General features: G+C 67.3%; 39 protein-coding genes and 1 pseudogene. All 40 read left to right on the top strand.

Annotated elements, in window-relative coordinates:
- Positions 1-600: pseudogene (locus ACM2XV_RS02420) on the top strand (hypothetical protein); the annotation flags it as partial.
- A gap of 18 nt (positions 601-618) precedes the next feature.
- A complete protein-coding gene (locus ACM2XV_RS02415; RefSeq protein WP_487025844.1) occupies positions 619-1110 on the top strand; it encodes a DUF6121 family protein in 492 nt (163 codons plus the stop codon).
- A gap of 35 nt (positions 1111-1145) precedes the next feature.
- A complete protein-coding gene (locus ACM2XV_RS02410; protein WP_487025843.1) occupies positions 1146-2186 on the top strand; it encodes a hypothetical protein in 1041 nt (346 codons plus the stop codon).
- Between the two features lie 251 nt (positions 2187-2437).
- Entirely contained in the window at positions 2438-2812 is a 375-nt protein-coding gene (rpsL, locus tag ACM2XV_RS02405) for a 30S ribosomal protein S12 (protein ID WP_022882694.1), read from the top strand.
- Positions 2812-3282 (top strand): 30S ribosomal protein S7, encoded by a 471-nt coding sequence (gene rpsG, locus ACM2XV_RS02400; protein WP_344776438.1) that lies wholly within the window; start codon positions 2812-2814, stop codon positions 3280-3282. The genes rpsL and rpsG overlap by 1 nt, the downstream gene beginning before the upstream one ends.
- Positions 3283-3372: 90 nt before the next feature.
- Positions 3373-5517: an elongation factor G gene (fusA, locus tag ACM2XV_RS02395; RefSeq protein ID WP_344776436.1), complete on the top strand. Its 2145-nt coding sequence runs from the start codon at positions 3373-3375 to the stop codon at positions 5515-5517.
- Between the two features lie 192 nt (positions 5518-5709).
- Positions 5710-6903: an elongation factor Tu gene (gene tuf / locus ACM2XV_RS02390; protein WP_344755237.1), complete on the top strand. Its 1194-nt coding sequence runs from the start codon at positions 5710-5712 to the stop codon at positions 6901-6903.
- A gap of 133 nt (positions 6904-7036) precedes the next feature.
- Positions 7037-7381: a hypothetical protein gene (locus ACM2XV_RS02385; protein WP_344776434.1), complete on the top strand. Its 345-nt coding sequence runs from the start codon at positions 7037-7039 to the stop codon at positions 7379-7381.
- A gap of 410 nt (positions 7382-7791) precedes the next feature.
- Positions 7792-8100 (top strand): 30S ribosomal protein S10, encoded by a 309-nt coding sequence (gene rpsJ / locus ACM2XV_RS02380; protein WP_027479364.1) that lies wholly within the window; start codon positions 7792-7794, stop codon positions 8098-8100.
- 15 nt (positions 8101-8115) lie between these two features.
- Entirely contained in the window at positions 8116-8772 is a 657-nt protein-coding gene (rplC, locus tag ACM2XV_RS02375; RefSeq protein WP_487025842.1) for a 50S ribosomal protein L3, read from the top strand.
- Between the two features lie 4 nt (positions 8773-8776).
- Positions 8777-9421: a 50S ribosomal protein L4 gene (gene rplD / locus ACM2XV_RS02370; protein ID WP_344776430.1), complete on the top strand. Its 645-nt coding sequence runs from the start codon at positions 8777-8779 to the stop codon at positions 9419-9421.
- On the top strand, positions 9421-9717 hold the full coding sequence (gene rplW / locus ACM2XV_RS02365; RefSeq protein WP_344776428.1) for a 50S ribosomal protein L23: 297 nt from the start codon (positions 9421-9423) through the stop codon (positions 9715-9717). The genes rplD and rplW overlap by 1 nt, the downstream gene beginning before the upstream one ends.
- A 16-nt stretch (positions 9718-9733) precedes the next feature.
- Entirely contained in the window at positions 9734-10573 is an 840-nt protein-coding gene (gene rplB, locus ACM2XV_RS02360) for a 50S ribosomal protein L2 (RefSeq protein WP_344776426.1), read from the top strand.
- Positions 10574-10585: 12 nt separating this feature from the next.
- Complete coding sequence (gene rpsS, locus ACM2XV_RS02355) at positions 10586-10867, top strand: 30S ribosomal protein S19 (RefSeq protein WP_022882686.1); 282 nt, start codon at positions 10586-10588, stop codon at positions 10865-10867.
- Between the two features lie 26 nt (positions 10868-10893).
- Positions 10894-11259, top strand: a complete 366-nt coding sequence (gene rplV, locus ACM2XV_RS02350) for a 50S ribosomal protein L22 (protein ID WP_120788516.1) — start codon at positions 10894-10896, stop codon at positions 11257-11259.
- A complete protein-coding gene (gene rpsC, locus ACM2XV_RS02345) occupies positions 11259-12023 on the top strand; it encodes a 30S ribosomal protein S3 (RefSeq protein WP_344776424.1) in 765 nt (254 codons plus the stop codon). Before rplV ends, rpsC begins: the two co-directional genes overlap by 1 nt.
- A complete protein-coding gene (gene rplP / locus ACM2XV_RS02340; RefSeq protein WP_120788514.1) occupies positions 12023-12442 on the top strand; it encodes a 50S ribosomal protein L16 in 420 nt (139 codons plus the stop codon). The genes rpsC and rplP overlap by 1 nt, the downstream gene beginning before the upstream one ends.
- The gene (gene rpmC / locus ACM2XV_RS02335; protein WP_344776422.1) at positions 12442-12792 is read left to right on the top strand and encodes a 50S ribosomal protein L29; all 351 of its coding nucleotides are present in this window, start codon (positions 12442-12444) and stop codon (positions 12790-12792) included. The genes rplP and rpmC overlap by 1 nt, the downstream gene beginning before the upstream one ends.
- 2 nt (positions 12793-12794) lie before the next feature.
- Entirely contained in the window at positions 12795-13094 is a 300-nt protein-coding gene (gene rpsQ / locus ACM2XV_RS02330) for a 30S ribosomal protein S17 (protein WP_344776420.1), read from the top strand.
- Positions 13094-13462, top strand: a complete 369-nt coding sequence (rplN, locus tag ACM2XV_RS02325; RefSeq protein ID WP_120788511.1) for a 50S ribosomal protein L14 — start codon at positions 13094-13096, stop codon at positions 13460-13462. The genes rpsQ and rplN overlap by 1 nt, the downstream gene beginning before the upstream one ends.
- A 5-nt stretch (positions 13463-13467) precedes the next feature.
- Positions 13468-13827 carry a 50S ribosomal protein L24 gene (gene rplX / locus ACM2XV_RS02320; RefSeq protein WP_344755212.1) on the top strand — a complete coding sequence of 120 codons (360 nt, stop codon included), beginning with the start codon at positions 13468-13470 and terminating at the stop codon, positions 13825-13827.
- The gene (gene rplE, locus ACM2XV_RS02315) at positions 13827-14417 is read left to right on the top strand and encodes a 50S ribosomal protein L5 (protein ID WP_344776418.1); all 591 of its coding nucleotides are present in this window, start codon (positions 13827-13829) and stop codon (positions 14415-14417) included. Before rplX ends, rplE begins: the two co-directional genes overlap by 1 nt.
- 209 nt (positions 14418-14626) lie before the next feature.
- Positions 14627-15025, top strand: a complete 399-nt coding sequence (rpsH, locus tag ACM2XV_RS02310) for a 30S ribosomal protein S8 (RefSeq protein WP_344776416.1) — start codon at positions 14627-14629, stop codon at positions 15023-15025.
- Between the two features lie 6 nt (positions 15026-15031).
- Positions 15032-15568 (top strand): 50S ribosomal protein L6, encoded by a 537-nt coding sequence (rplF, locus tag ACM2XV_RS02305; RefSeq protein ID WP_344776414.1) that lies wholly within the window; start codon positions 15032-15034, stop codon positions 15566-15568.
- 2 nt (positions 15569-15570) lie between these two features.
- The gene (gene rplR / locus ACM2XV_RS02300) at positions 15571-15930 is read left to right on the top strand and encodes a 50S ribosomal protein L18 (RefSeq protein ID WP_487025841.1); all 360 of its coding nucleotides are present in this window, start codon (positions 15571-15573) and stop codon (positions 15928-15930) included.
- Positions 15927-16646 carry a 30S ribosomal protein S5 gene (gene rpsE, locus ACM2XV_RS02295; protein WP_344776410.1) on the top strand — a complete coding sequence of 240 codons (720 nt, stop codon included), beginning with the start codon at positions 15927-15929 and terminating at the stop codon, positions 16644-16646. Before rplR ends, rpsE begins: the two co-directional genes overlap by 4 nt.
- Positions 16646-16828: a 50S ribosomal protein L30 gene (rpmD, locus tag ACM2XV_RS02290; RefSeq protein ID WP_120788505.1), complete on the top strand. Its 183-nt coding sequence runs from the start codon at positions 16646-16648 to the stop codon at positions 16826-16828. Before rpsE ends, rpmD begins: the two co-directional genes overlap by 1 nt.
- Positions 16828-17379 carry a 50S ribosomal protein L15 gene (gene rplO / locus ACM2XV_RS02285; protein ID WP_344776408.1) on the top strand — a complete coding sequence of 184 codons (552 nt, stop codon included), beginning with the start codon at positions 16828-16830 and terminating at the stop codon, positions 17377-17379. Before rpmD ends, rplO begins: the two co-directional genes overlap by 1 nt.
- 95 nt (positions 17380-17474) lie before the next feature.
- Positions 17475-18797 carry a preprotein translocase subunit SecY gene (secY, locus tag ACM2XV_RS02280; RefSeq protein WP_344776406.1) on the top strand — a complete coding sequence of 441 codons (1323 nt, stop codon included), beginning with the start codon at positions 17475-17477 and terminating at the stop codon, positions 18795-18797.
- Positions 18794-19426, top strand: a complete 633-nt coding sequence (locus ACM2XV_RS02275; RefSeq protein WP_344776404.1) for an adenylate kinase — start codon at positions 18794-18796, stop codon at positions 19424-19426. The genes secY and ACM2XV_RS02275 overlap by 4 nt, the downstream gene beginning before the upstream one ends.
- Positions 19427-19433: 7 nt before the next feature.
- Positions 19434-20288 (top strand): type I methionyl aminopeptidase, encoded by an 855-nt coding sequence (map, locus tag ACM2XV_RS02270; protein WP_344776402.1) that lies wholly within the window; start codon positions 19434-19436, stop codon positions 20286-20288.
- Between the two features lie 18 nt (positions 20289-20306).
- Positions 20307-21200: an aminodeoxychorismate lyase gene (locus ACM2XV_RS02265; protein ID WP_344776400.1), complete on the top strand. Its 894-nt coding sequence runs from the start codon at positions 20307-20309 to the stop codon at positions 21198-21200.
- A 185-nt stretch (positions 21201-21385) separates the two neighbouring features.
- Positions 21386-21607, top strand: coding sequence for a translation initiation factor IF-1 (infA, locus tag ACM2XV_RS02260; RefSeq protein WP_011186713.1), 222 nt, complete (start codon positions 21386-21388; stop codon positions 21605-21607).
- 69 nt (positions 21608-21676) lie between these two features.
- Positions 21677-21793 (top strand): 50S ribosomal protein L36, encoded by a 117-nt coding sequence (gene rpmJ / locus ACM2XV_RS02255; protein WP_120788500.1) that lies wholly within the window; start codon positions 21677-21679, stop codon positions 21791-21793.
- 157 nt (positions 21794-21950) lie between these two features.
- Entirely contained in the window at positions 21951-22331 is a 381-nt protein-coding gene (rpsM, locus tag ACM2XV_RS02250; protein ID WP_344776398.1) for a 30S ribosomal protein S13, read from the top strand.
- Between the two features lie 35 nt (positions 22332-22366).
- Positions 22367-22765 (top strand): 30S ribosomal protein S11, encoded by a 399-nt coding sequence (gene rpsK / locus ACM2XV_RS02245; RefSeq protein WP_120788498.1) that lies wholly within the window; start codon positions 22367-22369, stop codon positions 22763-22765.
- Between the two features lie 122 nt (positions 22766-22887).
- Entirely contained in the window at positions 22888-23874 is a 987-nt protein-coding gene (locus tag ACM2XV_RS02240; protein ID WP_344776395.1) for a DNA-directed RNA polymerase subunit alpha, read from the top strand.
- Between the two features lie 45 nt (positions 23875-23919).
- Positions 23920-24486, top strand: a complete 567-nt coding sequence (gene rplQ / locus ACM2XV_RS02235) for a 50S ribosomal protein L17 (RefSeq protein WP_344776393.1) — start codon at positions 23920-23922, stop codon at positions 24484-24486.
- Positions 24487-24561: 75 nt separating this feature from the next.
- Positions 24562-24957 (top strand): YchJ family protein, encoded by a 396-nt coding sequence (locus ACM2XV_RS02230; RefSeq protein ID WP_344776391.1) that lies wholly within the window; start codon positions 24562-24564, stop codon positions 24955-24957.
- A 56-nt stretch (positions 24958-25013) separates the two neighbouring features.
- Positions 25014-25897: tRNA pseudouridine(38-40) synthase TruA (truA, locus tag ACM2XV_RS02225; protein WP_487025840.1), on the top strand; the 884-nt coding region annotated here is incomplete at its 3' end.

The following is a 25897-nucleotide window of genomic DNA, read 5'->3' as shown; positions in this document are numbered from 1 at the left end:
GAGCCGACTCAGACCCCCGCGCCCTACGGCGGCCCCACCTACCTGCAGACCCCGACGCCGCCGAAGAAGCGCGGGAACCGCGGCCTCGGCATCCTGATCGCCGTCCTCGCCGCGATCGTGTTCGCCGCGGCCGACTTGGGCGCCACCTACGGAATCCTGCTCATCCGCTACGGCGGCGACCGGGCCGTCAACTACCTCGAGAGCTACGCGAAGGGCTGGGACTTCTGGGTCCCGCTCGCGGTCTTCACCGCCGCCTTCATCGCACTCGTCGCGATCGTCAATCGCGGCCGCTGGTGGGGCTACGTCCTCGGCAGCGTCTTCGTCGCGGCTCTCGTGTTCGCCTCCTACTACGGCGCGGCGCTGCTGACGAACCGCGCCTGGAATCTGACGCCGGGCGAGTTCGAGACCTTCACCCGCGACTACTTCCAGTCGAACATCCCCTACCTCTGGGTCGCCACCGTCGTGAGCTTCATCGCACTCGAGGTCGTGACATGGTTCGGCGCCTGGATCGCCTTCCACGGCCAGGTCGCCAAGCGCCGCAACCTCGAGGCGCGCCAGGCCTACGAAGCCGACCTCGAGGCGTCAACCGCTCGCCCGTAGCTCGCACCGCCCGCTGCTGTGCCCGGCTTCAGGAAGTACGCCGCGACGGTCGCGATCTTCGCCTCCGGTCTCTTCCTCGCGCTGCTGATCGCCGCGTTCGGCGTGATCTCGCTGCTTTCCGGCACCGAGGTCATCGCCGACCGGCGCGCGGGCGAGCTGGCGGGGCCGGTCGCGGCCGCCGCCGCGACGCTGCTGGTGATCGGATGCCTGCTGCTGATCGCTCTGCGCGTCCCCGAGTCGCGCCAGCGGGTCGCCCCACTCGCAGCTGCCGGCATCGGCGTCGGCGCGTACCTGGCCTGGGCGTTGTTCGCCGCCCTCGCCTTCCTCCTCGGCCGTGGCGACCCCGTGGGGGCGCTCATCTTCTTCGGCGGCCTGCTCACGGGCCCGTTCGCGATCTGCGCGGGAATCATCGCCTTCGTCGTCGCACTGCTCTACACGCTGGTGCTCGCCTCGCGCGTCGCCGAGCGGGGCCGCCCCCGCTGGCCGTGGGAGCGCGACGAAGACGAATGAGCCCCCGGCCGCGCGAAAGCGGCCATGATGGCTGGGTGTCCTCCTCGCGCACGCGCCCCCTGACCGGCAGCCAGCTGGCGGTCGTGATCGTCGCCGTGCTGGCCGTGGTCGCCGCTGTCTTCGCTGCGGTCGTTGTGCTGCCGCCCGCCGTGCGCGAGGCGTCGCCCGAGCGCCCCGTTCGCGCCTATCTGCAGGCCGTCACCGCCGGCGACGTCGCGCGGGCGCTGCGTCTCGGCCGCATCACGCCGGCCGACGGCGACAAGCTGCTGGCGGATGCCGCGTACCGCGCTGCCGCACAGCGCCCCAGCGCCTTCACGGTGCTCGACGCGAGCTCCGCAGGCGACAGCGGCACCGTTCGGGCCCGCATCACGCAGGGCACCGGCAGCTACGTCGCCTCCTTCGAGGTCGAGCGCGCCGACGACAATCCCTTCGCCCCGTGGCGACTCGCGAAGCAGCAGCTTCCCGAGATCACGGTCTCGCTCGAGGCATCCGTCGACCTGCGCGTCACGGTCGCCGGCGTCGCGCTCACCGCGTCGCACGGCACCGTCACCCAGCACGTGCTCCCCGGTGACTACCGTGCCGCGCTCGCGGGCGGCGGCCAGGTGACCGGCACCCCCGCAACCGCCCTCGCGACCTTCGCCTCCGCGCGACCCGCACCTGCCGTCATCCGGCTCACCCTCGCCGACAGCGGCGAGAGCGCAGCACGCGAGCAGGTGGCCGAGTGGATCGCGCAGTGCGCCGCGTCGAGCGAGCTGCGGCCTGATGGATGCCCGTTCCGCGCCGTGCCCGAGGAATCCGTCACCTACACCGACGGGCACTGGACGATCGACGGCCAGCCGTCGGTCCGCGTGGGGGAGTGGAGCGCGCAGCTCGCGGGCTGGCCGGTCACGACGAGCAGCCCCGGCTACATCACCTTCACGGCGCACGCCTCGAAGGGCGGCCTGAGCGGCACCGCGACGACGGGCTCCAATCCGTTCAGCGTGGCGGGCACCATCGTCCCCGACGCATCGGGCACGGTCCATTTCGTGCCCTCGGCGAACTACTCCGACACCGACACGTCAGGGTCGCTGACCTGATACCATTGATCGGGTGTGCGCTTTGGCGTGCGCGCTCGGCGTGTCCGAGCTCCGTTCACCAAGCGACGCAGTGTCCGTCAAACGACGCAGTGTTGGTCACACGACTCAGAGAACGCCTGGGCGCAGTCCAGGGTCTCCCACGGCATATCCACCACGCAATGCAGGTTGAATTCGATCGAATTCGCCGGTGGATCCCGATGGAAAAACACCATCAACCCGCTGTCACCGTGCAGCACTAACAAGGAGCATTTGTGCCAACTATTCAGCAGTTGGTCCGCAAGGGTCGCACCCCCAAGGTCGTCAAGACCAAGGCGCCGGCCCTGAAGGCCAACCCCCAGCAGCGTGGCGTGTGCACGCGCGTGTACACCACCACCCCGAAGAAGCCGAACTCGGCGCTCCGCAAGGTCGCTCGCGTCAAGCTCTCCAACGGCACTGAGGTCACCGCGTACATCCCCGGTGAGGGCCACAACCTGCAGGAGCACTCGATGGTGCTCGTTCGCGGCGGTCGTGTGAAGGACCTTCCCGGTGTCCGCTACAAGATCATCCGCGGCGCCCTGGACACCCAGGCCGTCAAGAACCGCAAGCAGGCTCGCAGCCGCTACGGCGCGAAGATGGAGAAGAAGTAATGCCTCGCAAGGGTCCCGCTCCTAAGCGCCCGGTCGTCGCCGACCCGGTTTACGGTTCGCCCGTCGTCTCGCAGCTGGTCAACAAGATCCTGCTCGACGGCAAGAAGGGCCTCGCCGAGAACATCGTCTACGGTGCGCTCTCGGCCGTCGAGGCCAAGACCGGCAACGACCCGGTCGCCACGCTCAAGAAGGCGCTCGACAACGTCCGCCCGACCATCGAGGTCAAGTCCCGCCGCGTCGGCGGCTCGACCTACCAGGTCCCGGTCGAGGTCAAGCCCCACCGTGCGAACACCCTGGCGCTGCGCTGGCTCACCGGCTACGCCAAGGCCCGCCGTGAGAAGACCATGACCGACCGTCTCACCAACGAGATCCTCGACGCGTCCAACGGCCTCGGCGCCGCGGTGAAGCGCCGCGAGGACACGCACAAGATGGCCGAGTCGAACAAGGCCTTCGCGCACTACCGCTGGTAACAGCGATCGGGCGGGTGGGCGGATGCCACGAGCTCCGCTCACCCGCCTGAAACCAAACTTCCCCCTTCACCATCCATCCGGAGGAACCCCGTGGCACAAGACGTGCTCTCGGACCTGCACAAGGTCCGCAACATCGGCATCATGGCGCACATCGACGCCGGTAAGACCACCACGACCGAGCGCATCCTGTTCTACACGGGCGTGAACCACAAGATCGGCGAGACCCACGACGGCGCCTCGACGACCGACTGGATGGAGCAGGAGAAGGAGCGCGGCATCACGATCACGTCCGCCGCCGTGACCTGCTTCTGGGCCCCGACGTACGCGGCGAACAACGACGCGAACCGGAACCAGATCAACATCATCGACACCCCCGGCCACGTCGACTTCACCGTCGAGGTCGAGCGCAGCCTGCGCGTCCTCGACGGCGCGGTCGCGGTCTTCGACGGCAAGGAGGGCGTGGAGCCCCAGTCCGAGACCGTCTGGCGTCAGGCCGACAAGTACGACGTCCCCCGCATCTGCTTCGTCAACAAGATGGACAAGCTCGGTGCCGACTTCTACTTCACCGTCGACACGATCGTGAACCGCCTCGGCGCCAAGCCGCTCGTGCTGCAGCTGCCGATCGGTGCCGAGAGCGACTTCATCGGTGTCGTCGACCTGATCACCATGAAGGCCCTCGTGTGGCCGGGTGACGCCAAGGGTGACGTGACCATGGGCGCGAAGTACGAGGTCCAGGAGATCCCCGCCGACCTCGCCGAGAAGGCCGAGGAGTACCGCCAGAAGCTGCTCGAGACCGTCGCCGAGAGCGACGACGTGCTGCTCGAGAAGTACTTCGGCGGCGAAGAGCTCACCGAGGCCGAGATCAAGGGCGCGATCCGCAAGCTCACGATCGCCTCCGAGGTCTACCCCGTGCTCTGCGGCTCGGCCTTCAAGAACCGCGGTGTGCAGCCCATGCTCGATGCGGTCATCGACTACCTGCCGTCGCCGCTCGACGTCCCGTCCATCCAGGGCCACGACGTCCGCGACGAGGAGAAGATCGTCGAGCGCCACGCCGACGCGAACGAGCCGTTCTCGGCTCTCGCGTTCAAGGTCGTCGCGCACCCGTTCTTCGGCCGCCTCACCTACGTCCGCGTCTACTCGGGCCACCTCGAGTCGGGCGCGCAGGTCATCAACGCGACCAAGGACAAGAAGGAGCGCATCGGGAAGATCTTCCAGATGCACGCCAACAAGGAGAACCCGGTCGAGTCGCTGACCGCGGGCAACATCTACGCGGTCATCGGCCTGAAGGACACCACCACCGGTGACACCCTCGCCGACCCGCAGAGCCCCGTCGTCCTCGAGTCGATGACCTTCCCCGAGCCCGTCATCGAGGTCGCCATCGAGCCGAAGACCAAGGCCGACCAGGAGAAGCTGGGCACCGCGATCCAGAAGCTCGCCGAAGAGGACCCGACGTTCCGCACCGAGCTCAACCCCGAGACCGGCCAGACCGTCATCAAGGGCATGGGCGAGCTGCACCTCGACATCCTCGTCGACCGCATGCGCCGTGAGTTCAAGGTCGAGGCGAACGTCGGCAAGCCGCAGGTCGCCTACCGCGAGACCATCAAGAAGACGGTCGAGCGTCACGACTACACGCACAAGAAGCAGACGGGTGGCTCCGGCCAGTTCGCGAAGATCCAGTTCAAGCTGGAGCCGCTCGAGGTCACCGCTGAGACGACCTACGAGTTCGTGAACGCCGTGACCGGTGGCCGCGTCCCCCGCGAGTACATCCCGTCGGTCGACGCCGGCTTCCAGGAGGCCATGCAGGGCGGCATCCTCGCCGGCTTCCCGATGGTGGGCGTCAAGGCGACCCTCACCGACGGCGGTTACCACGAGGTCGACTCGTCCGAGATGGCGTTCAAGATCGCCGGCTCGATGGGCTTCAAGGAGGCTGCGCGCAAGGCTCAGCCCGTGCTGCTCGAGCCGCTGATGGCCGTCGAGGTCCGTACCCCTGAGGAGTACATGGGCGACGTCATCGGCGACCTGAACTCCCGTCGCGGTCAGATCCAGTCGATGGACGACGCCGCGGGCGTGAAGGTGATCCGCGCGATCGTCCCGCTGTCCGAGATGTTCGGCTACATCGGCGACCTGCGCTCGCGCACCGCCGGCCGTGCCGTCTACTCGATGACGTTCGAGACGTACGGCGAGGTTCCGCGCAACGTGTCGGACGAGATCGTCCAGAAGGCCAAGGGCGAGTAAGCCCCGGCGCGGCATCCGTTCAGCCGCCGATCGACTCGCTCGCGCGACGGAGATCGAGGCCAGGCGGATGCCGCGAACCGGGCGCTGAAACGCCCGGTAGTTATCCCGTAACATAGAGAAGATCCCCGTAGAATGTCCGGTCGGCGCGCGTCGGCCGCAGCTTCTACACGAGAGTCCTGAGGAGGACCCACAGTGGCTAAGGCCAAGTTCGAGCGGACCAAGCCGCACGTCAACATCGGTACGATCGGTCACGTCGACCACGGCAAGACCACTCTGACCGCCGCGATCTCGAAGGTTCTCGCCGAGAAGTACCCGTCGGCCGTGAACGTGAAGCGTGACTTCGCTTCGATCGACTCAGCTCCCGAGGAGCGCCAGCGCGGTATCACGATCAACATCTCGCACGTCGAGTACGAGACGCCGAAGCGTCACTACGCTCACGTCGACGCCCCGGGTCACGCCGACTACATCAAGAACATGATCACCGGTGCTGCCCAGATGGACGGCGCGATCCTGGTCGTGGCCGCCACCGACGGCCCGATGGCTCAGACCCGTGAGCACGTTCTTCTCGCCAAGCAGGTCGGCGTTCCCTACCTGCTCGTCGCGCTGAACAAGGCCGACATGGTCGACGACGAGGAGATCCTCGAGCTCGTCGAGCTCGAGGTCCGCGAGCTGCTGTCCTCGCAGGGCTTCCCGGGCGACGACGCCCCCGTCGTGCGCGTCTCGGGCCTCAAGGCCCTCGAGGGTGACGAGAAGTGGACCCAGTCCATCCTCGACCTCATGGACGCCGTCGACGAGTCGATCCCCGACCCGGTGCGTGACCGTGACAAGCCGTTCCTCATGCCCATCGAGGACGTCTTCACCATCACCGGCCGTGGCACCGTCGTGACGGGCCGCGCCGAGCGTGGCACGCTCGCCATCAACTCCGAGGTCGAGATCGTCGGCATCCGCCCGACGCAGAAGACCACGGTCACCGGTATCGAGATGTTCCACAAGCAGCTCGACGAGGCCTGGGCCGGCGAGAACTGTGGTCTGCTCCTCCGCGGCACCAAGCGCGAGGACGTCGAGCGCGGTCAGGTCGTCGTGAAGCCGGGTTCGGTCACGCCGCACACCGAGTTCGAGGGCACCGCGTACATCCTGTCCAAGGACGAGGGTGGCCGTCACAACCCGTTCTACGCGAACTACCGTCCGCAGTTCTACTTCCGCACCACCGACGTGACCGGCGTCATCACCCTCCCCGAGGGCACCGAGATGGTCATGCCGGGTGACACCACCGACCTCCACGTTGAGCTGATCCAGCCCATCGCCATGGAGGAGGGCCTCGGCTTCGCCATCCGTGAGGGTGGCCGCACTGTCGGCGCCGGTACCGTCACCAAGATCATCAAGTAAGTCCTCTTACTTCGATCTCCTGAGTGGGGTCGGGCCTTCGGGCCCGGCCCCTTCTCTTTGCGCGTTGCAGGCATGCGACATAGATACAACATGTGTTAGGATGTTCTCGAACGTAGAGGAAGGGAACATTCCAATGACTGAGACATCGACGCGCTCCGGCCGACGGGGTCGGCTTGTGCGCCGAGTGGGCGCGCTGATCGCCGCGACGGGACTGCTGTTCACGGGTGTGCTGATGGGCGGTCCGGCCATTGCGGCGGCTGCGGCCGCTGAGCCGGAGCCGATCGCCGTCGTTCAGGAGGTCGTTCCGGTGATGGAGGATGCGCTCATTCCCATCGCCGAGCCCACCGAGACGACGCGCCCGCTGGCGCTGTCCGTCTTCGTCGTCTCGGCGCTCACCGTCGGCGCAGGCGGAATCGTCACGGCGCGTCTGATGGCTGCGCGCAAGCCGCAGCCGGCAGTGGTGGAATCGCGGAAGTAGCCGCACGCAGTCGGGGCTGAGTCGGTCGGGGCTCAGCCCCTCTTCCATGCCCGGATGCCGGGGCTGATCCGCGACACGCCCGGGTTGCAGCATCCCTGTTCATCTGGCAAACTTGTATGGTTCAACATTTCGGCCGACGGGCTCAGCTCTCGCCGAATCACTGCCAGGCAGTGCATAGCCGCCGAGTCGCTCGGTTCAGGTTAGGCCGCGGGCAGCAGAACACCTCGCCAAAATCCGACACCGGAAGTCCCGGACACATCTGTGCCCGGGCCGCACTGCGTCGGGGCCAAGCGTTGAAAACCGAACAGTGGTGCTACACCACGAGCTTCGAGCGGCAGTCCGTTCGGAGCACGTCGCGTCCAATGCGAGCCGGAAGCTCGTAAGACGCCTTACACGAGAGCGAGTCAGTGATGGCGGGACAGAAGATCCGCATTCGACTGAAGTCGTATGACCACGAGGTCATCGACACCTCGGCACGCAAGATCGTCGACACGGTGACCCGCGCGGGTGCGACCGTCGTCGGCCCGGTGCCGCTTCCGACCGAGAAGAACGTGGTCGTCGTGATCCGTTCGCCCCACAAGTACAAGGACAGCCGCGAGCACTTCGAGAAGCGCACGCACAAGCGGCTGATCGACATCATCGACCCGACGCCCAAGGCCGTCGACTCGCTCATGCGTCTCGACCTGCCGGCTGACGTCAACATCGAGATCAAGCTGTAAGGGGGCCCGGTACATATGTCTGCAAAGACCAAGAACGTCAAGGGCCTGCTGGGCAAGAAGCTTGGGATGACCCAGGTGTGGGACGAGAACAACAAGCTCATCCCCGTCACCGTCGTCGAGATCACTCCGAACGTGGTCACCCAGGTCCGTACCCCCGAGGTCGACGGCTACGACGCCGTTCAGATCGCCTACGGCCAGATCGACCCGCGCAAGGTCAACCAGCCCACCGCCGGCCACTTCGAGAAGGCCGGCGTCACCCCGCGCCGCCACCTCACCGAGGTGCGCACCGCTGACGCTTCCCAGTACACGCTCGGCCAGGAGCTCACCGTCGGTGAGACCTTCGAGGCCGGCCAGCTCGTCGACGTCGTCGGCACCAGCAAGGGCAAGGGCACCGCGGGGGTCATGAAGCGCCACAACTTCAAGGGCGTCTCCGCTTCGCACGGTTCGCACCGCAACCACCGCAAGCCCGGTTCGATCGGCGCCTCGTCGACCCCGAGCCGCGTGTTCAAGGGCATGCGCATGGCCGGCCGCATGGGCGGCGAGCGCGTGACCGTGCTGAACCTGACGGTGCACTCGGTCGACGCTGAGAAGGGTCTGCTGCTCGTCAAGGGCGCCGTCCCCGGTGCTCGCGGCCGCATCGTCTTCGTCCGCAACGCAGTGAAGGGAGCCTAAGACCATGGCTACTCTCGACGTCCTCGACGTGAAGGGTAAGAAGGCCGGCTCCGTCGAGCTGCCTTCCGAGGTCTTCGACGTCCAGACCAACGTCCCGCTGATCCACCAGGTCGTCGTCGCCCAGCTCGCCGCAGCGCGTCAGGGCACGCACAAGACCAAGAACCGTGGCGAGGTCTCGGGTGCCGGCCGCAAGCCGTTCAAGCAGAAGGGCACCGGCCGCAGCCGCCAGGGTTCTGTCCGCGCTCCTGAGCACACCGGCGGTGGCGTCGTCCACGGCCCCGTGCCCCGCAAGTACGACCAGCGCACCCCAAAGAAGATGATCGCCGCCGCTCTGCTCGGCTCGATCTCCGACCGCGCCCGCGCGGGCCGCGTCCACGTCGTCCAGGCCATCGCGGTCGACACCCCGTCGACCAAGACCGCCAAGGCGCTGCTCGCCGGTCTCGGCGTCGGCAAGAACGTGCTCGTCGTGCTCGACTCCGCTGACGAGGCCGGCTGGCTCTCGGTCCGCAACCTGCCGACCGTGCACGTGCTCGCCGCCGACCAGCTGAACGCCTACGACGTGCTCCGCAGCGACGACGTCGTGTTCACGCAGGCCGCGTACGACTCGTTCGTCGCCGCCAAGACGAAGAACCAGGAGGTGACCAAGTAATGGCCGCCAACAAGGACCCGCGCGACGTCATCATCGCCCCGGTCGTCAGCGAGAAGAGCTACGGCCTGATCGACGAGGGCAAGTACACCTTCGTCGTCGACCCGCGCTCGAACAAGACCGAGATCAAGCTCGCGATCGAGTCGATCTTCAAGGTCGAGGTCGCGACGGTGAACACCCTGAACCGTCAGGGCAAGACCCGCCGCACCCGCTTCGGCATCGGCAAGCGCAAGGACACCAAGCGCGCCATCGTCACGCTCAAGTCCGGTTCCATCGACATCTTCACGGCTGTCGGCTAGGAGCAAAGGAAGAACTATGGCTATTCGTAACTACAAGCCCACGACCCCCGGTCGTCGCGGTTCGTCCGTTGCCGACTTCGCTGAGATCACCCGATCGACCCCCGAGAAGTCGCTGCTCCGCCCGCTGTCCAAGACCGGTGGCCGCAACAACCAGGGCCGCATCACCACCCGCCACATCGGCGGTGGGCACAAGCGCCAGTACCGTGTCATCGACTTCCGTCGCAACGACAAGGACGGCGTCAACGCCAAGGTCGCCCACATCGAGTACGACCCGAACCGCACCGCGCGCATCGCGCTGCTGCACTTCTTCGACGGCACCAAGCGCTACATCCTCGCGCCGAACGGCCTGAAGCAGGGCGACGTCGTCGAGTCGGGCGCCAGCGCCGACATCAAGCCGGGCAACAACCTGCCGCTGCGCAACATCCCGACCGGTACCGTCGTGCACGCGATCGAGCTGAAGCCGGGCGGTGGCGCCAAGCTGGCCCGTTCCGCCGGCGCTTCGGTCCGTCTCGTCGCGAAGGACGGCCCCTACGCCCAGCTGCGTCTGCCCTCGGGCGAGGTTCGCAACGTCGACGCCCGCTGCCGCGCCACGATCGGCGAGGTCGGCAACGCCGAGCAGTCGAACATCAACTGGGGCAAGGCCGGCCGCCTCCGCTGGAAGGGCGTTCGCCCGACCGTCCGCGGTGTCGCGATGAACCCGATCGACCACCCGCACGGTGGTGGTGAGGGCAAGACCTCCGGTGGTCGCCACCCGGTCAGCCCGTGGGGTCAGGCCGAGGGTCGCACCCGTCACGCGAACAAGGAAAGCGACAAGCTCATCGTGCGTCGCCGTCCCACCGGTAAGAAGCGGAAGTAGGAGAACTAGAAGATGCCCCGCAGTCTCAAGAAGGGCCCCTTCGTCGACGAGCACCTGCTTCAGAAGGTGGTTCGTCAGAACGAGGCCAACTCGAAGAACGTGATCAAGACCTGGTCGCGTCGTTCGATGATCGTCCCGGCCATGCTCGGCCACACCATCGCGGTGCACGACGGTCGCAAGCACATCCCGGTGTTCGTCACCGAGACCATGGTCGGTCACAAGCTCGGCGAGTTTGCTCCGACCCGCACCTTCCGTGGACACGAGAAGGACGACAAGAAGGGTCGTCGCCGCTGAGTGCGGCGACGTTAGGAGGAGAAGAAATGGTGGAGTCGATCGCACGCGTGCGACACATCCGCATCACGCCTCAGAAGGCTCGTCGCGTCGTCAACCTGATCCGCGGCAAGCAGGCGCAGGAGGCGCTCGCCATCCTGAAGTTCGCGCCCCAGAGCGCGAGCGAGCCGATCTACAAGCTGGTCGCTTCGGCCATCGCCAACGCTCGCGTGAAGGCGGATGCCTCGAACCAGTACCTGGACGAGCAGGACCTGTACATCTCGCGCGCATTCGTCGATGAGGGCACCACCCTCAAGCGTTTCCAGCCGCGTGCGCAGGGCCGTGCCTTCCGCATCAACAAGCGCACGAGCCACATCACCGTGGTCCTGGCCACTCCGGACGAAGGGACGAAGTAATGGGTCAGAAAGTCAACCCCTACGGCTTCCGTCTGGGCATCACCACGGACCACGTGTCGCGTTGGTTCTCGGACTCGACCAAGCCTGGTCAGCGTTACGCCGACTACGTCGGCGAGGACATCAAGATCCGCAAGCTGCTGACGACCACCCTCGACCGTGCGGGCGTCGCCCGCATCGAGATCGAGCGGACCCGTGACCGCGTGCGCGTGGACATCCACACCGCCCGCCCGGGTATCGTCATCGGCCGCCGCGGCGCCGAGGCCGAGCGCATCCGCGCCGACCTCGAGAAGCTCACCGGCAAGCAGATCCAGCTGAACATCCTCGAGGTCAAGAACCCCGAGGCCGATGCCCAGCTCGTCGCCCAGGGCATCGCCGAGCAGCTCTCCGCCCGCGTGGCCTTCCGCCGCGCGATGCGCAAGGGTCTGCAGGGCGCGCAGCGCGCCGGCGCCAAGGGCGTCCGCATCCAGGTCTCCGGCCGCCTCGGCGGCGCCGAGATGAGCCGCTCCGAGTTCTACCGCGAGGGTCGCGTGCCGCTGCACACCCTGCGCGCGAACATCGACTACGGCTTCTACGAGGCGAAGACCACCTTCGGCCGCATCGGCGTGAAGGTCTGGATCTACAAGGGCGACATCACCAACAAGGAACTCGCTCGCGAGCAGGCCTCCCGGCCCGGCCGCGACCGTAACGACCGCAACGACCGCCCGCGCCGTGCCCCCCGTGGCCAGCAGGCAGAGGCCCCGGTCGCGGAAGGAGCCACGGCATAATGCTGATCCCCCGTAAGGTTGCACACCGCAAGCAGCACCACCCGGGCCGTTCCGGTCAGGCGACCGGCGGCACGAAGGTCAGCTTCGGCGAGTTCGGCATCCAGGCCCTGACCCCCGCCTACGTGACCAACCGTCAGATCGAGTCCGCTCGTATCGCGATGACCCGTCACATCAAGCGTGGTGGCAAGGTGTGGATCAACATCTACCCCGACCGTCCGCTGACCAAGAAGCCGGCCGAGACCCGCATGGGTTCCGGTAAGGGCTCGCCCGAGTGGTGGGTTGCGAACGTCAAGCCGGGTCGCGTCCTCTTCGAGGTCGCGGGCGTCAACGAGGAACTCGCTCGTGAGGCCCTGACCCGTGCCATCCACAAGCTGCCCCTCAAGGCACGAATCATCAAGCGCGAGGAGGGCGACGCGTAATGGCGATCGGTTCCAAGGAGCTCGCACCCGCCGAGCTCGACACGTTCGACGACGCTCGTCTCACCGACGAGCTCAAGAAGGCCAAGGAAGAGCTGTTCAACCTGCGCTTCCAGTCGGCCACCGGCCAGCTCGAGAGCCACGGCCGCCTTCGCGCTGTGAAGCGCGACATCGCTCGCATCTACACGGTCATCCGTGAGCGCGAGCTCGGCATCCGCGCCGTCCCGGCTCCGGTCGAGGCCCCGGCGAAGAAGGCCGCCAAGAAGAGCTCGAAGCCCGCCGGCGCAGGCAAGAGCACCGAGAACAAGGCAGAGGCCGCTGAGGCGCCCGCTGCCGAGACCGAGGAGGCATAGGCATGGCTACCAAGAAGGCTGAGGCCGAGGTCGCCGAGCAGGCCACCGAGGCGCGCAACTACCGCAAGACCGCCCGCGGCTACGTCGTCAGCGACAAGATGGACAAGACCATCGTCGTCGAGGTCGAGGACCGCAAGAAGCACCCGCTCTACGGCAAGGTCCTGCGCACCACGAAGAAGGTCAAGGCGCACGACGAGCAGAACACTGCAGGCATCGGCGACCTCGTCATCATCAACGAGACCCGCCCGCTGAGCGCCTCCAAGCGCTGGCGCCTGGTCGAGATTCTGGAGAAGGCGAAGTAATGATCCAGACCGAATCGCGTCTCAAGGTCGCCGACAACACCGGCGCCAAGGAGCTGCTGACCATCCGCGTGCTCGGCGGCTCGAACCGTCGCTACGCCGGCCTGGGCGACGTCATCGTGGCTACCGTCAAGGACGCCATCCCCGGCGGCAACGTCAAGAAGGGCGACGTCGTCAAGGCGGTCATCGTCCGCACCGTCAAGGAGACCCGTCGCGCCGACGGCTCGTACATCAAGTTCGACGAGAACGCCGCGGTTGTGCTCAACAACAACGGCGAGCCGCGCGGCACCCGTATCTTCGGGCCGGTCGGCCGTGAGCTTCGCGACAAGAAGTTCATGAAGATCGTCTCGCTCGCCCCGGAGGTGATTTAGTCCCCATGGCCAAGATCAAGAAGGGCGACCTCGTCGAGGTCATCGCCGGCGCCACGCAGGCGCGCGGCGGCGACCGTGGCAAGCAGGGCAAGGTCCTGCGCGTCATCACCGAGGAGAACCGCGTCGTCGTCGAGGGCATCAACTTCGTGACGAAGCACGTCAAGGTGGGCCAGACCCAGCGCGGCTCGAAGACCGGCGGTCTCGAGACCGTCGAGGCTCCGATCCACATCTCCAACGTCGCGCTCGTCGACCCCGAGACCAAGAAGCCGACCCGCGTCGGCCACCGGGTCGAGGCGGTCACCAAGGACGGCATCACGAAGAACGTCCGCGTGCGCTACGCCAAGAAGTCAGGTAAGGACCTGTAATGACCGACACCACTGCTGCGGCGGCTGGCAAGATCCAGCCCCGCCTGAAGCAGAAGTACCAGAGCGAGATCGCGCCTGCTCTCAAGGAGCAGTTCGGCTTCACCAACCCGCACCAGATCCCCGGCCTCGTCAAGGTCGTCGTGAACACCGGTGTCGGCGAGGCCGCCCGTGACGGCAAGATCATCGACGGCGCGATCGCCGACCTGACGCTGATCACCGGTCAGAAGCCGCAGGTCACGAAGTCGCGCAAGTCCATCGCGCAGTTCAAGCTGCGCGAGGGCCAGGCCATCGGTGCGCACGTCACCCTCCGCGGCGACCGCGCCTGGGAGTTCCTGGACCGCCTGCTGTCGCTCGCGCTGCCGCGCATCCGCGACTTCCGCGGTCTGTCCGACCGTCAGTTCGACGGCCACGGCAACTACACCTTCGGTGTGCAGGAGCAGTCGATCTTCCACGAGATCAACCAGGACAAGATCGACCGCGTCCGCGGCTTCGACATCACGGTCGTCACCACCGCCAAGACGGACGACGAGGGTCGCGCCCTGCTGCGCGCACTCGGCTTCCCGTTCAAGACGGACGAGCAGGCCGCGTAACCGTCCCCTGAGTCGCGCACTCAGGTACGACCGCTAGGATGGCGGGGTTTGTGCCAAGTATCTCTAGGGATGCCGCGCAGGCCCCGCCTTCAGCGGGTCTACTCCCTTCTTCGGGAGCAACCGGGTGAGGCATCCGCTTCACCCCACCACCACAGGTCGTCGTTCGTGTAACGGCCGGCGAAACCTGGTGAACAAAGGAATCACTAGTCATGACCATGACTGATCCGGTCGCAGACATGCTGACGCGTCTGCGCAACGCGAACTCTGCGTACCACGACACCGTGTCGATGCCCCACTCGAAGCTGAAGGCGCACATCGCCGACATCCTCAAGGCAGAGGGCTACATCTCCGACTGGTCCGTCGCCGACGCTCGCGTGGGCAAGACCCTCACGCTCGAGCTCAAGTTCGGCCCGAACCGCGAGCGCTCCATCGCCGGCATCAAGCGCGTCTCGAAGCCCGGCCTCCGCGTCTACGCGAAGTCGACCGAGATCCCCACCGTCCTCGGTGGCCTCGGTGTCGCCATCCTGTCCACCTCCTCCGGTCTGCTCACCGACCGTCAGGCTGAGAAGAAGGGCGTCGGCGGGGAAGTCCTCGCCTACGTGTGGTAATCGAAGATGTCGCGTATTGGAAGACTGCCCATCGACATCCCCGCCGGGGTCGATGTGAAGATCGACGGCTCGGCCGTCACCGTCAAGGGGCCCAAGGGTGAGCTCTCGCTCAACGTGGCGAGCCCCATCGAGGTCAAGATCGAGGACAACCAGGTCCTCGTCACCCGCCCCGACGACGAGCGCAACTCGCGCTCGCTGCACGGCCTGACCCGCACCCTCATCAACAACCAGATCGTCGGCGTGACGCAGGGCTACTCGAAGCAGCTCGAGATCGTCGGTACCGGTTACCGCGTGGCTCAGAAGGGCTCGGCCATCGAGTTCGCTCTCGGCTTCTCGCACCCCGTCACCGTTGAGGCGCCCGCGGGCATCACCTTCGCGGTCGAGGGCAACAACAAGGTGACCGTCACCGGCATCGACAAGCAGCTCGTCGGCGAGACCGCTGCGAACGTCCGCAAGATCAAGAAGCCCGAGCCCTACAAGGGCAAGGGCATCCGCTACGCCGGCGAGGTCGTGCGTCGCAAGGCCGGAAAGGCTGGTAAGTAACCATGGCTAACAACAGCAAGACTGCTGCCCGCGGCCGCCGCCACGCCCGTCTGCGCAAGAAGGTCGTCGGCACCGCCGCCCGTCCCCGTCTCGTCGTCACCCGCTCGGCCCGCCACCTCTTCGTGCAGGTCGTCGATGACGCCGTGGGCCACACCCTCGCGTCCGCGTCGACCCTCGAGGCCGACCTGCGCGTGTTCGAGGGCGACAAGACCGCCAAGGCCCGCCGCGTCGGCGAACTGGTCGCCGAGCGCGCCAAGGCCGCAGGCATCGAGGCCGTCGTGTTCGACCGCGGTGGCAACAAGTACGCGGGCCGCGTCGCGGCCATCGCTGAGGGCGCTCGTGAAGGTGGGCTGGACCTGTGACCGACGAGAACATCAAGAAGGGGCAGGACGTGACCGACACGGCGACGACTGCAGAGAAGCCGGTCGAGACCGCTGCCGGCAGCGACACGCTCACGCGTGACACCCGCGAGAGCCGTCGCGGTGGCCGCGGCGATCGCGGTGGCCGCAACGAGCGCGGTTCGCGCAATGACGACCGCAGCCAGTTCCTGGAGCGCGTCGTCACCATCAACCGCGTCTCCAAGGTCGTGAAGGGCGGTCGTCGCTTCAGCTTCACCGCCCTCGTGGTCGTCGGTGACGGCAACGGCCTGGTCGGCGTCGGCTACGGCAAGGCCCGCGAGGTGCCGCTGGCGATCTCGAAGGGCGTCGAGGAGGCGAAGAAGAACTTCTTCCGCGTCCCGCGCGTCGGCTCGACGGTCCCGCACCCCGTGCAGGGCGAGGCCGCCGCCGGTGTGGTGCTCCTGCGCCCCGCCGCCCCCGGTACCGGTGTTATCGCCGGTGGCCCGGCCCGTGCCGTGCTCGAGTGCGCCGGCATCCACGACGTCCTGAGCAAGTCGCTCGGCTCGTCGAACACCATCAACATCGTGCACGCCACCGTCGAGGCCCTGAAGAGCCTCGAGGAGCCGCGCGCCGTCGCCGCCCGTCGTGGTCTCGACTACGACGAGGTCGTGCCGGCCCGCATCCTGCGTGCCGAGGCTCAGGCAGCCGAGGCTGCCGCTGCAGCGAAGGCAGGTGCCTAATGGCGCGGCTCAAGGTCACCCAGATCAAGGGCAAGGTTAGTGAGAAGCAGAACCAGCGCGACACGCTGCGCAGCCTCGGGCTCAAGCGCATCGGCGATGTCGTGGTCCGTGAGGACAACGCGCAGAACCGCGGTTACGTGCGTACCGTCGCTCACCTGGTGAAGGTTGAGGAGATCGACTAATGGCTGACGAGAAGACGACGGAAGAGACCGTCGCGAAGAAGCCGGCGGCCAAGAAGGCGAACGCCGCGGCTTCGTCGAAGGCAGCGGCGAAGGCCGAGGCTCCCGCAGAGCGCGTGAGCGTTCTGAAGGTGCACCACCTGCGCCCCGCCGCAGGTGCCAAGAAGGACCGCACCCGCGTCGGTCGTGGTGAGGGCTCGAAGGGCAAGACCGCGGGCCGCGGCACGAAGGGCACGAAGGCGCGCTACCAGGTGCGCCCCGGATTCGAGGGCGGCCAGCTGAACTCGGTCATGCGCGCCCCGAAGCTGCGCGGGTTCAAGAACCCGTTCCGTGTCGAGTACCAGGTCGTGAACCTCGAGAAGCTCGCCGAGCTCTACCCGCAGGGCGGCGACGTGACCGTCGCCGACCTGGTGGCCAAGGGCGCCGTTCGCAAGAACGAGAAGGTCAAGGTGCTCGGCACCGGCGACATCGCGGTCAAGCTGAACGTGACCGTCGACAAGGTCTCGGCCTCGGCCGAGCAGAAGATCGTCGCGGCCGGCGGCTCGATCAAGTAGTACCCGTCATGAGCGGCATCCGCGACTGACGTAAAGTAGAGGGTCGGTGGCGAAAGCCACCGGCCCTCTCTCATCATCGAAAGCAGGACGAACCCTTGTTCAGCGCCATCGTGCGGGTGTTCCGCACGCCCGACCTTCGCAAGAAGCTCCTGTTCACCCTCGCGATCATCGCGATCTTCCGGCTCGGGTCGTTCATCCCCTCGCCGTACGTCGACTTCGCGAACGTGCAGGCGTGTCTGAATGCGAACCAGGGCACGACTGGCCTCTACGAGCTGGTCAACCTGTTCTCCGGCGGGGCGCTCCTCAAGCTCTCGATCTTCGCGCTCGGCATCATGCCGTACATCACGTCGTCGATCATCGTGCAGCTGCTGCGCGTCGTGATCCCGCACTTCGAGACGCTGTACAAAGAGGGCCAGGCGGGCCAGGCGCGCCTCACGCAGTACACGCGCTACCTCACCATCGCGCTCGGCGTCCTGCAGTCCACGACGCTGATCACGGTGGCGCGCAGCGGCGCACTGTTCGGCACGACGAGCGCCACCGAGTGCTCGAACATCATCACCGACACCAGCTGGTACGCGATCCTGCTCATGGTCATCACCATGACCGCGGGCACCGGCCTCATCATGTGGCTGGGCGAGCTCGTCACCGAGCGCGGCATCGGCAACGGCATGTCCCTGCTGATCTTCACCTCGATCGCCGCGCAGTTCCCCACCTCGTTCTGGGCGATCGAGCAGAGCAACGGCATCGGCACCTTCCTGCTGGTGCTGCTCATCAGCGTCGTCGTCGTCGGGGCGGTCGTCTTCGTCGAGCAGTCGCAGCGGCGCATCCCCGTGCAGTACGCGAAGCGCATGATCGGGCGGCGCACCTACGGCGGCAACAACACCTACATCCCGATCAAGGTGAACATGGCGGGCGTCGTGCCGGTCATCTTCGCCTCGTCGCTGCTGTACCTGCCGGCGCTCGTCGCCCAGTTCAACCAGCCCGCCTCCGGCCAGGCGCCCGCCGCGTGGGTCACCTGGGTGACGAACAACCTGACCAACGGCGGCCACCCGATCTACATGGCGCTGTACGCGCTGCTCATCGTCGGCTTCACCTACTTCTACGTCGCGATCACCTTCAACCCCGAAGAGGTCGCGGACAACATGAAGAAGTACGGGGGATTCATCCCCGGCATCCGTGCCGGCCGGCCGACCGCCGAGTATCTCGACTACGTGCTCACCCGCATCACGCTGCCGGGTTCCATCTACCTGGCCGTGGTCGCCCTCGTCCCGCTTGTGGCCTTCGCGCTGCTGGGCGCAAGCAGCAGCTTCACCTTCGGTGGAACGTCGATCCTCATCATCGTGGGCGTCGGCCTCGAGACGGTGAAGCAGATCGACTCGCAATTGCAGCAGCGCCACTACGAAGGGTTGCTTCGATGACGGAAGCCGTCGCAGAGAACACGCAGGGGGGAGCGCGGCTCCTCATCGTCGGTCCGCCAGGGGCCGGCAAGGGCACGCAGGCGGTCTTCATCGCCCAGTCCCTCGGCATCCCCGCCGTGTCCACCGGTGACATCTTCCGCGACAACATCAAGAACGAGACGCCGCTCGGCCTCAAGGTCAAGGAGATCACCTCGACGGGCGCCTACGTGCCCGACGAGCTGACCAACGAGATCGTCGCCGACCGGCTGAGCCAGGCTGACGCAGAGAACGGATTCCTGCTCGACGGCTATCCGCGCACCACGGGTCAGGTCGCGTTCCTCGATGAGTGGCTCGCGGCGCGCGGCACGCAGCTCGACGCGGTCGTGCAGCTGACCGCCGACACTGAGCACGTCGTCGAGCGCCTGTTGAAGCGCGCCGCTGATCAGGGCCGGGCCGACGACACCGAAGAGGTGATCCGTCACCGCCTCGACGTCTATGCGGAGCAGACCGCTCCGCTCATCGACGTCTTCAGCCAGCGCGGCTTGCTGGTCACGGTCGACGGTCTCGGCACGATCGACGAGGTCGCGGAGCGGATCCACGAGGGGCTCGAGGCCCGCGGCATCCGTCGCCCCGGAATCGCCGTCGCCTAGCCGCCAGATGCGCTCGCTTCGCAAGTCCATCTACAAGTCGCCGGCGCAGCTTCGGCTGATGATCGAGCCGGGGCTCGCGACGGCGGCGAGCCTCGACGCCGTCGAGGCGCTCGTGAAGCCGGGCGTGACGACGCTCGAACTCGACGCGGCCGCCGAGGCGGCGATCGAGGCCCGCGGCCTGAAGCCGAACTTCAAGCTCGAGCACGGCTACTTCCACACGATCTGCGCGTCGGTGAACGACGAAGTCGTGCACGGCATCCCCGGCGCGGCCGTGATCGCTGCGGGCGACATCGTGTCGATCGACTCCGGCGCCATCTCAGCGCAGGGGTGGAACGGCGACGCGGCGCGCAGCTTCGTCGTCGACGGCTCCGCGGGGGAGGAGAGCAGTGCCAGCGCCGACGACGTCGCCGCGCGCCGCGAGCTGAACCGCGTGACCGAGCAGTCGCTGTGGCGCGGCATCGCCCAGCTCTACACGGCGAAGCACCTCAACGAGGTCGGCGCCGCCATCGAGGAGTACATCGAGTCGCAGGGCGACTACGGCATCCTCACCGACTACATCGGTCACGGCATCGGTCGCTCGATGCACGAGGACCCGCCCGTGTTCAACTACGCGGTGCGTCAGCGCGGCCCCGAGGTGCGCCCGGGTCTCGTCGTCGCGATCGAGCCGATGGTCACACTCGGCGGAGCCGACACCTACGTCCGCGACGACGGGTGGACGGTCGTCACGGAAGACGGCTCGGCCGCCGCCCACTGGGAGCACAGCGTCGCCGTCCACAAGGACGGCATCTGGGTGCTGACCGCCGCCGATGGCGGCGCCGCCGGGCTCGCGCCGTTCGGCATCACCCCCACACCCATCGCCTAGAGATTCTGAGGGTCCCGGATGCCTGAACCGATCGTCTTCGTCCTCGATGTCGCCCCCGCCGACGCCGCCGAGCCGGCATCCGGCTGGGAATCGACCGTGCGACGGGTGCCGGCGGACGAGCCGATCGTGCGCGGCACCGATCTCGCGGCGACCCGCGGTGACGGAGTGTTCGAGACGCTGGGCGTGCTCGAGGGGTGCCCGCAAGCGGTCGACGCGCACTTCTGGCGCCTCGCCAACTCTGCCGGCCTCCTCGAACTGCCCGCCCCGAACCTCGAGCAGTGGCGCGTCGCGATGAGGCTCGCGGGGGCGGCGCTTCCGATCGATCGCCAGGGCGGCATCAAACTGGTGCTCTCGCGCGGCGTCGAGGGCGCGAACCGGCCGACCGGCTGGCTGATCGCCACCGTGGCCGAGGACGACTTCGCCAACCGCACAGACGGATGGAAGGTCGTCACGCTCGACCGCGGGTACCGTCACGACCTTTCCGAGCACGCGCCCTGGCTACTGCCCGGCGCGAAGACGCTGTCGTATGCGGTCAACATGGCGACGCTGCGCGAGGCGGCCCGCCGTGGCGCCGACAACGCGATCTACGTCTCGTCCGACGGTTACGTCATGGAGGCTCCGCAGTCGAGTGTGCTGCTGCGGCGCGGTGACACGCTCGTGACCCCGAAGACCGACATCGGCATCCTTCCCGGCACGACCCAGCTCAGCGCCTTCGCGCTCGCGCAGGAATGGGGCTTCGCCACCGAGGACCGGCTCGTGCCGTCGGGCGAGCTGCTGGACTCCGACGGAGTCTGGCTGCTGTCGAGCGTCAAGCTTGCGACTCCGATCACCGCGGTCGACGGGCAGCCGATCGCCGTCGACCGCGAGTTCAGTGACCGCCTCAACGCCGGGCTGCTCGCGCGCCGCGAGTAGGAGGCGGAAGCCGGCGACACGCCGCAGGGCCAAGCGAGTGTAGACCTGAACTCGCGTTATGGGAACACTTCGGGTACGATTGATCTTTGGTGTCTTGCACCCGTTTTGCGGTGCGCGTCGTGCAACGTTCGAGGCGCCACATCCCCCGCACGAACAGCGAATTCCGACTGAGCGACAGTGAGGCTATGGCCAAAAAAGACGGCGTCATCGAGATCGAAGGATCTGTGATCGAGGCTCTGCCCAATGCGATGTTCCGCGTCGAGCTGACCAACGGTCACAAGGTTCTTGCCCACATCAGCGGCAAGATGCGTCAGCACTACATCCGCATCCTCCCCGAGGACCGCGTGATCGTCGAGCTGAGCCCCTACGACCTGACCCGTGGCCGCATCGTCTACCGCTACAAGTAAGGATTCGCTGCACAAGTAACGGCCCTCCCTGCCAGGGAGGCGCACGATGACAGCGAAGGAAACAACTCAATGAAGGTCAAGCCGTCAGTCAAGCGCATCTGCGAGCACTGCAAGATCATCCGCCGCAACGGCCGGGTCATGGTCATCTGCTCGTCGAACCCGCGCCACAAGCAGCGCCAGGGTTAATCGCAAGCTTCACAACTTCACACAGATAGGCACCGCCAGATGATTCGCGGTCTCCATTCGGCTTCGCCGAGTCGACCAGCGAATCGGACACCTCGGGTTGGAGGCCCGGGCACCGGCGCTGCTCCACACCTCCACTCACTTACAGGAGAAAGCCAACATGGCACGTCTTGCAGGCGTTGACATCCCGCGCGAGAAGCGTGTGGAGATCGCACTGACGTACATCTACGGTGTCGGTCGCACCCGGTCGCTTCAGACCCTCGCCGCCACCGGAATCTCGGGGGACATCCGGGTCAAGGACCTGACCGACGACCAGCTCGTCGCCCTCCGCGATTACATCGAGGGAACCTTCAAGGTCGAGGGTGACCTCCGCCGCGAGGTCCAGGCCGACATCCGTCGCAAGGTCGAGATCGGCTCCTACGAGGGTCTGCGCCACCGCCGTGGCCTCCCGGTGCGCGGTCAGCGCACCAAGACGAACGCTCGTACCCGTAAGGGCCCGAAGCGCACCGTCGCCGGCAAGAAGAAGGCCGGCCGCAAGTAATCGCGGGCCCACGGATTCAGGAGAGATAGACACAAATGGCTGCACCTAAGACGGCTGCGCGCAAGCCGCGCCGCAAGGAGAAGAAGAACATCGCCGTGGGCCAGGCCCACATCAAGAGCACCTTCAACAACACGATCGTGTCGATCACCGACACGACCGGTGCTGTGATCAGCTGGGCCTCCGCCGGTGGCGTCGGCTTCAAGGGCTCGCGCAAGTCGACCCCCTACGCCGCGCAGACCGCCGCCGAGTCGGCCGCCCGCCAGGCGCAGGAGCACGGCATGAAGAAGGTCGACGTCTTCGTGAAGGGCCCGGGCTCGGGCCGCGAGACCGCCATCCGCTCGCTTCAGGCCGCCGGCCTCGAGGTGGGCAGCATCACCGACGTGACGCCGCAGGCCCACAACGGCGCCCGCCCGCCGAAGCGTCGTCGCGTCTAACTAGGACACTGTCGCGGCGGGTGCCCCTCGCGGGGCATCCGCCCGCAAAGGCTTCTCAACAACTCCATAACTCCACTCACGCAAGGGTCATATAGCGGACCCTTAGCCGAAAGGAATCAACAGTGCTCATTGCACAGCGTCCTACTCTGACCGAGGAGTCGATCTCGGAGTTCCGCTCGCGGTTCGTCATCGAGCCGCTCGAGCCGGGCTTCGGCTACACCCTCGGCAACTCGCTCCGCCGCACGCTGCTGTCCTCGATTCCGGGCGCTGCGGTCACGAGCATCCGCATCGACGGCGTGCTGCACGAGTTCAGCACCGTGCCCGGCGTCAAGGAAGATGTCACCGAGATCATCCTGAACATCAAGGGCCTGGTCGTCTCGAGCGAGCACGACGAGCCCATTACCGCCTACCTGCGCAAGCAGGGTGCGGGCGAGGTCACGGCGGCCGACATCTCCGCCCCGGCCGGTGTCGAGATCCACAACCCCGAGCTCGTCATCGCGACGCTCAACGACAAGGCCAAGCTCGAGATCGAGCTCACCATCGAGCGCGGCCGCGGTTACGTCTCGGCCCAGCAGAACCGCAGCGAGTTCAGCGAGGCCGGCCAGATCCCGGTCGACTCGATCTACTCGCCGGTCCTCAAGGTCACGTACCGCGTCGAGGCCACCCGTGCGGGCGAGCGCACCGACTTCGACCGCCTCGTGGTCGACGTCGAGACCAAGCCGGCGATCAGCCCGCGCGACGCGATCGCCTCGGCGGGCCGCACCCTGGTCGAGCTGTTCGGCCTCGCTCGCGAGCTGAACAACCAGGCCGAGGGCATCGAGATCGGCCCGGCCCCGGTCGACGCCGTTCTCAGCTCCGAGCTGTCGATGCCCATCGAGGACCTCGACCTCTCGGTTCGCTCCTACAACTGCCTCAAGCGCGAGGGCATCAACACCGTCAGCGAGCTCGTCTCCCTGTCCGAGACGCAGCTCATGAACATCCGCAACTTCGGCCAGAAGTCGGTGGATGAGGTCAAGGACAAGCTGACGGAAATGGGCCTGTCGCTCAAGGACTCGGTCCCCGGGTTCGACGGCGCCCACTTCTACAGCGGCTTCGAGGACGAGAACTAAGCTTCTCGCCCCCGACCACCACCCTTTCACCAACGGAGAAACACCATGCCTAAGCCCACGAAGGGCCCCCGCCTCGGAGGCGGTCCCGCTCACGAGCGCCTGCTCCTCGCGAACCTGGCCGCCAGCCTGTTCACGCACAAGTCGATTCAGACGACCGAGACGAAGGCCAAGCGCCTGCGCCCCATCGCTGAGCGACTGATCACCTTCGCGAAGCGCGGCGACCTGCACGCGCGCCGTCGCGTGCTCGCCGTGATCAAGGACAAGTCGGTCGTGCACGAGCTGTTCACCCAGATCGCTCCGCTCGTCGCCGAGCGCGAGGGCGGCTACACCCGCATCATCAAGACCGGCTACCGCAAGGGCGACAACGCCCCCATGGCCGTGATCGAGCTCGTGCTCGAGCCCGTCACGCCGAAGGTGAAGAAGGCCAAGCCGGCTGCCGCCGCTGCGCCCGTCGCCGACGAGCCGGCCGCCGAGGAGACCGAGGTCGTCGAGACCGAGGCCCCTGAGGAGACCGAGGCCGCTGAGGCGCCCGCCGAGGAGACCGAGGCGCCCGCCGAGGAGACCGAGGCCGCCGCAGACGAGGCCCCGGCCGACGAGGCCAAGTCCGAGTAACTCGGACCGCTTTTACGAAACGCCCCGCGCCCGCAAGGGTGGCGGGGCGTTTCTGTTGCGCACGACAATAGGGTCGTGACGGATGCCGGAAGCCGCTGCCCCTGCGGAAGCGGACTCAGCTACGGGGAGTGCTGCGGGCCGCTGCACGCCGGCGAGCGCCGGGCCGCCACCGCAGAGCAGCTCATGCGCAGCCGCTACGCCGCCTTCGCGGTGGGCGACACCGCCTATGTGCTCTCGACGTGGCATCCCTCGACCCGCCCGCGCTCGATCGCGCCCGAGACGGACCTGCAATGGCGCCGGCTCGACGTGCTGCGCACGACCGCCGGCGGCCCGTTCGACACGCGCGGCACCGTCGAGTTCCGCGCCGTGTGGCGCCAAGGCGCCGAACGTGGAGCGCTGCACGAGCGCAGCCGCTTCGAGCGCGTCGGCGGTGCCTGGCTCTACGTCGACGGCGATGTGCTTCCCGACTGAGGCGCGGCCCTCATCCTGATGCGCCGATTCGGCGCGCGACGAGGTCGAGTCGCCTCATGAAGCGCGTCGATACGCTTGAGGCGATGAGCGCCGACACCCCCACCCGCGTGCGGCTCGACGTCGCCTACGACGGCACCGATTTCAGCGGCTGGGCCAGGCAGCCCCGGCTGCGCACGGTCCAGGGAGTGCTCGAGGAGGCCCTCGCCACTCTGTTCCGGCGCACGCCGCCGTCGCCGACGCTCGTCGTCGCGGGGCGAACGGATGCCGGAGTCCACGCGGCCGACCAGGCGGTGCACCTCGACCTCAGCCACGACCAGGTGAACGCGCTGCGCAATGTGCGCGTCGCGGGGGAGCCGCCGGCCGATGCGGGCGCCGCGCTCGCCTACCGCCTGAACGGCATCCTCGGCAGCACGACCGACGTCGTGGTGCGGCGCGGTGCCGTCGCGCCGGTGGGGTTCGACGCGCGCTTCTCGGCGATCTGGCGACGCTACGAATACCGCATCAGCGACCGCATCGGCACGCGCGACCCCGGGCAGCGGCACCGCACCGTCTGGTGGCCGGCCGCGCTCGACGTCGACGCCATGCACGCCGCGGCGCAGAGCCTGCTCGGCCTGCACGACTTCGCCGCGTACTGCAAGCCGCGCGAGGGGGCGACGACGATCCGCACGCTGCAGCGCTTCGACTGGCGCCGGGACGAGTCCGGCGTTCTGGTGGCCGAGTTGCAGGCCGACGCGTTCTGTCACAGCATGGTGCGCGCCCTCGTCGGCGGCTGCGTCGCCGTCGGGGAGGGGCGGCTCGCGGCATCCGATCTCGCCCTGATCCTCGACGTGGGGGAGCGCACGAGCGCGTTCAAAGTCATGCCGGCGAAGGGTCTGACGCTCACCGAGGTGGGCTACCCTGCCGACGACGAGCTCGCGGCGCGAGCCGAGGCTACCCGCGC

Source organism: Gryllotalpicola sp. CP2-P1 (genome assembly GCF_057512245.1).
This window is presented reverse-complemented; position numbering and strand designations above follow the sequence as displayed.